This is a genomic window from Nocardia sp. NPDC058705 (genome assembly GCF_042749305.1).
GTDB lineage: Bacteria > Actinomycetota > Actinomycetes > Mycobacteriales > Mycobacteriaceae > Nocardia.
Genome location: NZ_JBHYRN010000044.1, coordinates 20,784 through 30,520 on the forward strand (window position 1 = coordinate 20,784; position 9,737 = coordinate 30,520).

Consider the following 9,737-nt stretch of genomic DNA (forward strand, 5'->3'; position numbering starts at 1 on the left):
GCTGTTGCGACCGGGCCCGCCCGGCGCGTCATCGGTTGCTCGACTTCTCCAGCGACGGAGTGGTCTCACGATGGGCGAATGCGGCGGGCAGCACCTCTGCGGTCTGCTTGAGCGAGCCGATCGTCTTCTCCGGCGCGCGCACCTTGCGGACCTTGAGCCAGCCGAGCAGCGCGAGCCCCACAGTGGCCAGGACCATCAGCGCGAAAACGATCAGGAACGCGGCCCAGCGAGCCAGCCACACGTCGAGCAGTTCGGCGATGAAGAAGAAAAAGAAGAACGAGCTGAACAGCAGCACCACCAGCGCGAGGATGAAGAAGACGCTGCCGGTGAGCCCCTTCTTGATCTCGCCGGTGACCTCGGCCTTGGCCAGTGCCACCTCGGCGCGCACCAGCGTCGACATCTGCTCGGTGGCATCGCGCACGAGACTGCCGATGCTGGCCGATCCGGGCGGATTGGCGTCGGTCAACGGGATCGAGGTGACCGTCCGACCGTCATTTCCGCCTTGGGTGTAACTCACTTCGTCGACCCTTCTCCCTGTGGTAACTGGTCTGCATCGCGGCGCGCCTGGTGCACACGTCCTCGGCGCAACAGTAGCGCCGATCCGAGCAGTGATGCTGCCATCGAGGTAACCAGGACGGCGGCCTTGGCAAGATCAACAGCCTCGGTGCCGACGTCGGCGAGCGCGAGTTCCGCCACCAGAAGGCTAACGGTGAACCCGATCGCGCCGAGTACCGACAGGGCGAACATGTCGCGATACTCCAGTCCGGCTGGGCGTTTCGCCCATCCGAGCTTGATAACGACCCAGCTCACCCCGAAGATTCCGATCGTCTTGCCGAGCAACAAGCCGAGAATGATCGCCAGTGCGAGCCGGTCGGTGAACAGCGATCCGAACACCGCGCCGTTGAGTGGCACACCGGAGGCGAACAGCGCGAACACCGGTACACAGAACCCGGCCGAGATCGGTTGCACCACATGCTCGAGGTGGGTGGCGGGCGCGGTTTTCTCGCCGGGGTCCTTGCGCACCCTGGTGAGCAGCCCGAGCGCCACACCGGCCAGCGTGGGATGGATGCCCGCCTCGTGCAGCGCGTACCAGCACACCAGCGCGACCGGAATGTAGAACAGCGGCGTGTGCAGCCGGAATTTCTGCGCCAGCGCCCACATACCGCAGCAGGCGACGGCGGCGGCCAGCCACAGCAGCGACAGCGAGGCGGTGAACAGCACCGCGATGAGCACGATGGCGAGCAGATCGTCGACCACGGCCAGACTCAGCAGGAACACCCGCGCGCTGGTGGGGATCCGCGAGCCGGTCATCGCGAGGATCGCGAGCGCGAAGGCGATATCGGTGGCCACCGGAATGGCCCAGCCGTTTTCCATACCGGGCACGCCGTGGCCGACCACCAGCGCGATCACGGCCGGGGTGATCACCCCGCCCACCGCGGCGATGATCGGCAGCGCGGCCCGTTTCGGATCAGCCAGCTCGCCGACCACGAACTCGCGTTTGAGTTCGAGCCCGGCGACGAAGAAGAAGATCGCGAGCAGCCCGTCCTTGGACCAGTCGGCCAGCGTGAGGTCCAGGTGCAGCGCGGGGATGTCGAGGTGGGTGTCGATCAGCGTCTGATAGCTCGCGCCCCAGGGCGAGTTCACCCAGATCAGGGCCACCGCGGCGGCCACGAGCAGCAGTGCGCCGCCGACGGTTTCGGTGCGTAGATAGCGGTTGAGCTCGGAGCGAACGCGCGTGATCAAGGGCAAGCCTTCCGGCAGGGGTCGACGCTGCTGCGGGCGCTCATCGACTCGATGGACGACCGCATGCCGACCAGACTTCCCGGCACACCAGTTGCGGCGATCCTAACGGACCGGGCCGGTGACTTCGGGTGTCACCGGCCCGGCACCGTCAGTTGTTCGACGTGCGAATGGCCTCGAAAACGCCCGGATCGACCAGCGTCGAGGTGTCGCCGAGCTCGCGCCCCTCTGCCACGTCGCGCAGCAGCCTGCGCATGATCTTGCCGCTGCGGGTCTTGGGCAGCTCTGGCACGATGTGGATCTCGCGCGGCCGCGCGATCGGGCTGATCTCCTTGGACACCTCCGCCTTCAGCTCGGCCACGAGCCCCTCGGCCGCGGTAGCCGAACCGGTGAGGATGACGAACGCGACGATCCCCTGCCCTGTCGTCGCGTCGGTCGCGCCGACCACCGCCGCCTCGGCCACCGCCGGATGCCCGACCAGCGCGGACTCGACCTCGGCCGTGGAGATGCGATGCCCGGACACGTTCATGACGTCGTCGACCCGGCCGAGCACCCACAGGTCACCGTCGGCGTCGAGCTTGGCGCCGTCGCCGGCGAAGTACCACCCCTGCTCGGCGTAGCGCTCCCAGTAGGTGGACCGGTAGCGATCCATATCGCCCCAGATGCCGCGCAGCATCGACGGCCACGGCTTGTCGAGCACGAGGTACCCGTTGGCCTCGGTCTCCCCGAGCTGCACCGGTTTGCCCTCTTCGTCGACGACCGTCGCGGAAATGCCGGGCAGTGGGCCCATCGCGGCGCCGGGTTTGGTGGCGGTGACGCCGGGCAGTGGGGAGATCATGATGGCGCCGGTTTCGGTCTGCCACCAGGTGTCGACGATGGGAGTCTTGTTGGCGCCGAAGACTTCTCGGTACCAGCGCCAGGCTTCGGGGTTGATGGGTTCACCGACCGAGCCGAGCAGCCGCAAAGTGCTCAGGTCGTGGGCGTCGGGGATTTCGCGTCCCCATTTCATGAACGTGCGGATCAACGTCGGGGCGGTGTAGTAGATGGTGACGCCGTATTTTTCGATGATCTCGAAGTGGCGGTGTTCGTTGGGGGAGTTGGGTGTTCCTTCGTAGACGACCTGGGTGGCGCGGTTGGCGAGGGGTCCGTAGACGATGTAGCTGTGTCCGGTGACCCAGCCGATGTCGGCGGTGCACCAGTAGACGTCTTGTCCTGCTTTGTGATCGAAGACGTTGTGGTGGGTGTAGGCGGTTTGGGTGAGGTAGCCGCCGGTGGTGTGCAGGATTCCCTTGGGCTTTCCGGTGGTGCCGGAGGTGTAGAGGATGAACAGGGGATGCTCGGCGGGGAAGGCCTGCGCCTCGTGTGAAGGCGAAGCAGCAGAGACGGTTTCGTGCCACCACAGATCGCGCCCGTCGGTCCACGGCACCTCCGTACCGACCCGGCGCACCACGAGCACATGCTCCACCGACGATGGCACGTCACCCTTGGCCGACAGCGCCTCGTCGACGGCCTCCTTGAGCGGGGCGGGCTTACCACGCCGCCACTGACCGTCGGTGGTGATGATCAGCCGGGCCTGGGCATCGTCGACTCGCTGACGCAAGGCGGTGGGGGAGAATCCCGCGAACACCACCGAGTGCGTGAGCCCGAGCCGCGCGCACGCCAGCATCGACACGATCGCCTCGGGCACCATCGGCATGTAGATGGCGACGCGATCGCCGGCCTCGAGTCCGAGCTCGGTCAGATAGTTCGCCGCCCGCGAGACCTCCGCCAGCAGTTCGCGATAGGTGATGTCGCGCGAGTCGCCCGGTTCGCCCTCCCAGTGGATGGCGACTTGGTCGCCGTGCCCGTCGATGACGTGGCGGTCGACGCAGTTGTAGGCGACATTGAGCTCGCCGTCGCCGAACCAGCGCGCGACCGGTGCGTCGGTCCAGTCGAGCACCTCGGTGAAGGGCTTGTGCCAGTGCAGGCGGTTGGCCTGTTCGGCCCAGAAGCCGTCGCGGTCGGTGCGGCCTCGGTCGTAGAGCGTGGCGTCCGCGTTGGCGGCGGCGGCGAAGTCGGCACTCGGCGGAAACGAGTCCTGGTGTCCTGCAGCAGTTTCGGTCACGTCGGTTCAGCCTCACATGCCTGGTGCGGTCGGGTCGGTCGCCGGGGTGCGGTCCGGCTGTCTCGACAGTAGTCAACTGCCCGCACCGGGGTGGCCCGTTGTCGCGGCGATGTTTCACGCCGGTCAATAGGGCTAGTTCATCCGATGACTTCGCGGACAGACCGGCCGGTCGCGGGCTATCGTTTTTTAGTCAACCGTTCAGCTGATGGTTCCGATTTTTGTTCATATTTTTCTGCCGAACATGAGGGGCTCGGCAAATTTTCCTGCGTTTCCACCGAGTAACCGTATTGATACATGTCAAGTGAAAATGGCACGGATCGCTGAAAAATCGGCCGCGAGCCGCTAACCTCCGACCGTTAGCCACGGAATTGAACCGGGAGAGAGCGTTGAGATTCATCAGAGCGACCGCGCTGGTCGCGGCGGGACTGGCGGCCACAAGCCTCAGTCTCACCGCGTGCTCGTCCGACGACAGTGCTGATTCGAGCATCGTCACCACCAATGCGGGTGAACCGCAGAATCCGTTGGTGCCCAGCAACACCAACGAGAACATGGGCGGACGTATCGTCGACCGTTTGTTCGCCGGGCTGAAGTACTACGACGCCAACGGTGAAGCCCACGACGAGATGGCGGAGAAGATCGAGACGACCGATCGCAAGTCGTACAAGATCACCATCAAGCCGGACTGGAAATTCTCCGACGGCACCACGGTGACGTCCAAGTCGTTCGTCGACGCGTGGAACTACGGCGCTGCCGCCGAAAACGCGCAGCTGCAGAGCTACGCGTACAGCCCCATCGCCGGATTCGACGAAGTGAGCGCCGAGAAGTCGACGGTCAAGACGATGTCGGGTCTGAAGGTGATCGATGATCGCACCTTCTCCGTCGATCTGAAGGCGCCGTCGATCGACTTCGAGAGCGCACTCGGTTACACGCCGTTCTATCCGCTGCCCGAGGTGGCGTTCAAGGATATGAAGGCCTTCGGCGAGAAGCCGGTCAGCAATGGCCCATACACCTTGGAAACCTGGGAGCACAACGTCAAGATCGACGTGAAGCCCAACCCGGACTATCCCGGTAACCGCAAGCCCAAGAACAAGGGCATCAGTTTCGTGATGTACCAGTCCTACGACACCGCCTACGCGGATCTGCAGGCCGGTAATCTCGACGCGCTCGACACCATTCCCGACAGCGCGATCACCAGCTACAAGAACGATCTCGGCGACCGCGCGATCACCAAGCCGACCGCGCAGAACCAGCACATCGGCATCCAGACCAACGTGCCGCATTTCGCCGGTGAGGAAGGCATTCTGCGCCGCAAGGCCATCTCGATGGCCATCAACCGCCCGCAGATCGCCGACAAGATCTTCAACGGCCTGCGCAACCCGGCCAAGGACTTCACCGCCTCGACCCTGCCGGGCTTCAACGGCAACCTGCCGGGTTCGGAAGTGCTGGAATACAACCCGGACCAGGCCAAGAAGCTCTGGGAACAGGCCAACGCCATGTCGCCGTGGTCGGGTCAGTACGCCATCACCTACAACAGCGACGGCGGCCACCAGGCCTGGATCGAGGCCGTGGCCAACAGCGTGAAGAACACTCTCGGCATCGACGCGGTCGCCAACCCGATGCCGACGTTCAAGAACATCCGTGACGCGGTGACCGCCGAAACCATCGGCACCGCTTTCCGTTACGGCTGGCAGGGTGACTACCCGACGATGATGCAGTTCCTCGGTTCGCAGTACTACAGCTATTCCGAGACCAACAACGTCAACTTCAACAACCCCGAGGTCGATCGCCTCTTCGACGCCGCGCTGGCCGCGCCGTCCAATGAGGAGTCCTACAAGCTGATCGCGCAGGCTCAGACGATCATGCTGAAGGAAATGGTCGACATCCCGGTGTTCGACTATGTCGCCGCCGCGGGTATCTCCGACAAGGTCACCAAAGCCGAGCTCGGCTGGAACGGCCTGTTCGACTTCGAGAACATCGAGAAGTAGAACTCGACAGTGGGCCGAGTCACGTGAATGTGACTCGGCCCCTTTCGTTTTCTTCAGGAGAATGATGGCTTGGTACGTACTTCGGCGTCTGCTCCAGATGATCCCGGTATTCCTGGGTGCGACGCTGCTCATCTACGCGATGGTATTTCTGATTCCGGGTGACCCGATCAAGGCGCTGGCCGGTGAGAAGCAGATGACGCCCGCCGCCGAGGCGGTACTGCGCGCGCGCTATCACCTCGATCAGCCTTTCATCATGCAATATCTGCATTACTTGAAGGGGATCGTCACTTTAGACTTCGGTACCTCGTTCTCGGGCCGGCCGGTGCGTGACGAGCTCGAACGCGCGTTCCCGATCACCATCAAACTCGCGTTTCTCGCGGTGCTGATCGAAGGTTTCTTCGGCATCGTGTTCGGTTTGATCGCCGGGTTGCGCAAGGGCAAGCTGTTCGATTCCACCATGCTGATCGCAAGCCTGGTGATCATCGCGCTGCCGGTGTTCGTGGTGGGTTATCTCGCGCAATTCCTGCTCGGCGTGAAGTGGGGGATCGCCCCGGTCACCGTCACGGGTAAAGCGAGTATGAGCGAGTTGATCGTGCCCGCGTTCGTGCTCGGGTCGCTGTCGTTCGCCTATGTGCTTCGCCTGACCCGAAATTCGGTGGCGGAGAACAAATCCGCCGATTTCGTGCGCACCGCGACGGCGAAGGGGCTCGGGCGCCGTCGCGTGGTGTCGGTACACATTCTGCGCAATTCGATGATCCCGGTCGTCACCTTTCTCGGTGCCGATTTCGGCGCGCTGATGGCGGGCGCGATCGTCACCGAGGGCATCTTCAACATTCCCGGCGTCGGCGGCACCATGTACCAGGCCATCATCCGCGGCGAGCCGCCGACGGTGGTGTCGTTCGTGACGGTGCTGGTGGTGTTGTTCTTGCTCGTCAACCTCGTGATCGACCTGCTCTATGCCGCACTGGACCCGAGGATCCGCTATGCATGACAAGCAACAGCATTTCGTGGCCGCCGCCGACGAGGTGGAGGTGCTCGCCACCGACCGCGTCCAGGACGCGGGCACCCCGACCAGCATCTGGGGCGACGCGTGGCGGCGATTGCGCCGCAACCCGGTGTTCCTGGTCTCGGTGGTGTTGATCGTGTTCGTCATGCTCGTGGTGGTGTGGCCCTCGCTGTTCACCAGCCAGGATCCGCGCCAGTGCTTCGGCGAGTTCGGCATGGACGGCCCACGCGAGGGTCACCCGTTCGGTTTCGACAAGCAGGGCTGTGATGTCTTCGCGCGCACCATCTATGGCGCGCGCGCGTCGGTGACGGTCGGCATCGCATCGGCGGTGTTGTTCCTGCTCGTCGGCGGCATTCTCGGTGCGATCTCCGGCTTCTACGGCGGCCTGCTCGACACGATCGTCTCGCGCATCGCCGAAGTCTTCTACGCCATTCCGATGGTGCTGGCCGCGATCGTGCTGCTGCAGCTGTTGCGGCCCGCCGGGATCATGACGGTCGTGGCGATCCTGGTCGCCTTCACCTGGCCGCAGGCCGCGCGCATCACACGCGGCGCGGTGATCGAGGCCAAGAACAGCGAATATGTCACCGCCGCCAAGGCGTTGGGCGTGTCGCGACTCGGCACGCTGATGAAACACGTGCTGCCCAACTCGGCCAGTCCGCTGATCGTGGTCGCCACGATCTGGCTCGGCGTCTTCATCGTCACCGAGTCGACGTTGTCCTACCTCGGCGTCGGCCTGCCACCCAGCATCGTCTCGTGGGGTGCCGATATCGACCGCGCCAAGACCGAGATCCGTACCTCGCCGATCCTGTTCTATCCGGCGACCGCGCTGGCCATCACAGTGCTGAGCTTCATCATGCTCGGTGACGCGGTGCGCGACGCGCTCGATCCGAAGGAGCGCACCCGATGAACCTCGACAAGTCCGAACCCCTGCTCGAAATCCGGGACCTGGACGTCAGTTTCACCTCAGACGGCAAGGAGATCCCCGCCGTTCGTGGGGTGAATCTCACCGTCTATCCCGGCCAGACCGTTGCCATCGTCGGCGAATCCGGTTCGGGCAAGTCGACGACCGCGCACGCGATCATCGACCTGCTGCCCGGCTCCGGCAAGGTGACCGGCGGTTCGATCGTGTTCGACGGCAAGGAACTGACCGAGGCGTCGGAGAAGGAGATCGTCGCGATCCGCGGCAACGGCATCGGCCTGGTCCCACAGGACCCGATGTCGAACCTGAACCCGGTGTGGAAGATCGGCTTCCAGATCCGGGAAACCCTGGTGGCCAACGGGATCGCCAAGGGTGATCAGGCTCGCAAACGTTCGGTGGAACTGCTCGCCGAGGCGGGCATGTCCGATGCCGAACGCCGCGTGAACCAGTACCCGCACGAGTTCTCCGGCGGTATGCGTCAGCGCGCGCTCATCGCCATCGGGCTGTCGTGCAGGCCGAAACTGCTGATCGCCGACGAGCCGACCTCGGCGTTGGACGTGACGGTCCAGCGTCAGATCCTCGGCCATCTCGAACAGCTCACCACCGAGCTGGGGACTGCGGTACTGCTGATCACCCACGACCTCGGTCTCGCCGCGGAACGCGCCGAGCATCTGGTGGTGATGTATCGCGGCAAGGTGGTGGAATCCGGTCCGGCGCTGCAGATTCTGCGCGATCCGCAGCACGCGTATACGAAGAAGCTGGTGAACTCGGCGCCGTCGTTGGCGGCTTCGCGGATGTCGTCGTCGCGGCAGCGGGCCGAGGTGCGTGCGCAGGCTGTCGAGGTTGCGGGCGCGGAGAAGGCGTTGCCCGACACCGTGCTCGATGTGCGGAACCTGTCCAAGGCGTTCAAGATTCGCGGTAAGCGGCCGTGGCAGTCGGCTGATTTCGTGGCGGTCGACGATGTGAGTTTCACGGTCTGTCGTGGGACGACCACGGCGATCGTCGGTGAGTCGGGTTCCGGCAAGTCGACCATCGCGCAGATGGTGCTCGGGCTGCTCGAACCTACTTCGGGGACTGTGTCTTTCGACGGTAAGGATGTTGCGAAGCTGGATGCCAAGGGGGCGTTCGCGTTCCGGCGTCGGGTGCAGCCGATCTTCCAGAATCCGTATGGGTCGCTCGATCCGATGTACTCGATCTTCCGGACTATCGAGGAACCGTTGCGGGTGCACAAGATCGGCACGCCTTCCGAGCGGGAGGCGGTGGTGCGTGATCTGCTCGACAAGGTTTCGCTGCCGTCGTCGGTGCTGCGGCGGTATCCCAATGAGTTGTCCGGTGGGCAGCGTCAGCGGGTGGCTATTGCTCGTGCGTTGGCACTTTCGCCGGAGATGGTGGTGTGTGACGAGGCGGTGTCGGCGCTGGATGTGTTGGTTCAGGCGCAGATCCTGACGCTGCTCAACGACCTTCAGGCCGAGCTGGGGCTGACTTACCTGTTCATCACTCATGACCTGGCTGTTGTTCGGCAGATCGCGGACAATGTGCTGGTTATGCGGGAGGGGAAGGTGGTGGAGTCCGCCACGACCGACGAGGTGTTCGCGTCTCCTCGCGAGGACTACACGCGGGCGTTGCTCGAGGCGATTCCTGGGCGGGAGTTGTTGACGGGGTAGGGGTGGTGTGGGTGGCTGTTCGGGGCTGTGTGGCAAGGGACCGGGGCTGTGCGGCAGGTGCTCGGGGGGTTGGGTAGTCCCAAACGGGTTGTGTCGCACAGCTCGGGGGTTTGGTGGTCCCGGTCGGGTTGTGTCGCATAGCGCCGGGGATTGAGTGGTTCCGGGTCGGGTTGGGTTGGGTTGGTACGGCAGGGCTACGGGGTGTGGGTAGTCCGTGTGGTTTGGGGCTGTGTTTATTGGAGCGCTGGCGCGCTCGAGCGCGGCCCCTGAGGGGCCGCGAGTTAGCCGCCGTTGCTCGCGCTTCGCGCATGCGCATCGG

7 protein-coding genes are annotated in these 9,737 nt (G+C 64.4%); 4 read left to right on the plus strand and 3 right to left on the minus strand.

Going from position 1 to position 9,737, the window contains the following annotated elements; genetic code table 11:
* Window positions 1-28 precede the first annotated feature (28 nt).
* The 3 genes from ACFW6D_RS30580 to acs all read right to left on the minus strand — a co-directional run bounded on the left by ACFW6D_RS30580 (window position 29) and on the right by acs (window position 3,844).
* Window positions 29-517: a phage holin family protein gene (locus tag ACFW6D_RS30580; RefSeq protein WP_379238662.1), complete on the minus strand. Its 489-nt coding sequence runs from the start codon at window positions 515-517 to the stop codon at window positions 29-31.
* Window positions 514-1,743, minus strand: coding sequence for a Na+/H+ antiporter NhaA (nhaA, locus tag ACFW6D_RS30585; RefSeq protein WP_379333874.1), 1,230 nt, complete (start codon window positions 1,741-1,743; stop codon window positions 514-516). Before nhaA ends, ACFW6D_RS30580 begins: the two co-directional genes overlap by 4 nt.
* Before the next feature lie 148 nt (window positions 1,744-1,891).
* The gene (gene acs / locus ACFW6D_RS30590) at window positions 1,892-3,844 is read right to left on the minus strand and encodes an acetate--CoA ligase (RefSeq protein ID WP_379333876.1); all 1,953 of its coding nucleotides are present in this window, start codon (window positions 3,842-3,844) and stop codon (window positions 1,892-1,894) included.
* Between the two features lie 386 nt (window positions 3,845-4,230).
* Between acs and ACFW6D_RS30595 the strand changes: the two genes are divergently transcribed.
* The 4 genes from ACFW6D_RS30595 (at window position 4,231) to ACFW6D_RS30610 (ending at window position 9,418) form a co-directional block, all read left to right on the plus strand.
* Entirely contained in the window at window positions 4,231-5,829 is a 1,599-nt protein-coding gene (locus ACFW6D_RS30595) for an ABC transporter substrate-binding protein (RefSeq protein ID WP_379333878.1), read from the plus strand.
* Between the two features lie 64 nt (window positions 5,830-5,893).
* Complete coding sequence (locus ACFW6D_RS30600; protein ID WP_379333880.1) at window positions 5,894-6,820, plus strand: ABC transporter permease; 927 nt, start codon at window positions 5,894-5,896, stop codon at window positions 6,818-6,820.
* A complete protein-coding gene (locus ACFW6D_RS30605; protein ID WP_379333882.1) occupies window positions 6,813-7,742 on the plus strand; it encodes an ABC transporter permease in 930 nt (309 codons plus the stop codon). Before ACFW6D_RS30600 ends, ACFW6D_RS30605 begins: the two co-directional genes overlap by 8 nt.
* Window positions 7,739-9,418: an ABC transporter ATP-binding protein gene (locus ACFW6D_RS30610; protein WP_379333884.1), complete on the plus strand. Its 1,680-nt coding sequence runs from the start codon at window positions 7,739-7,741 to the stop codon at window positions 9,416-9,418. The genes ACFW6D_RS30605 and ACFW6D_RS30610 overlap by 4 nt, the downstream gene beginning before the upstream one ends.
* The last annotated feature ends 319 nt before the right edge of the window (window positions 9,419-9,737 follow it).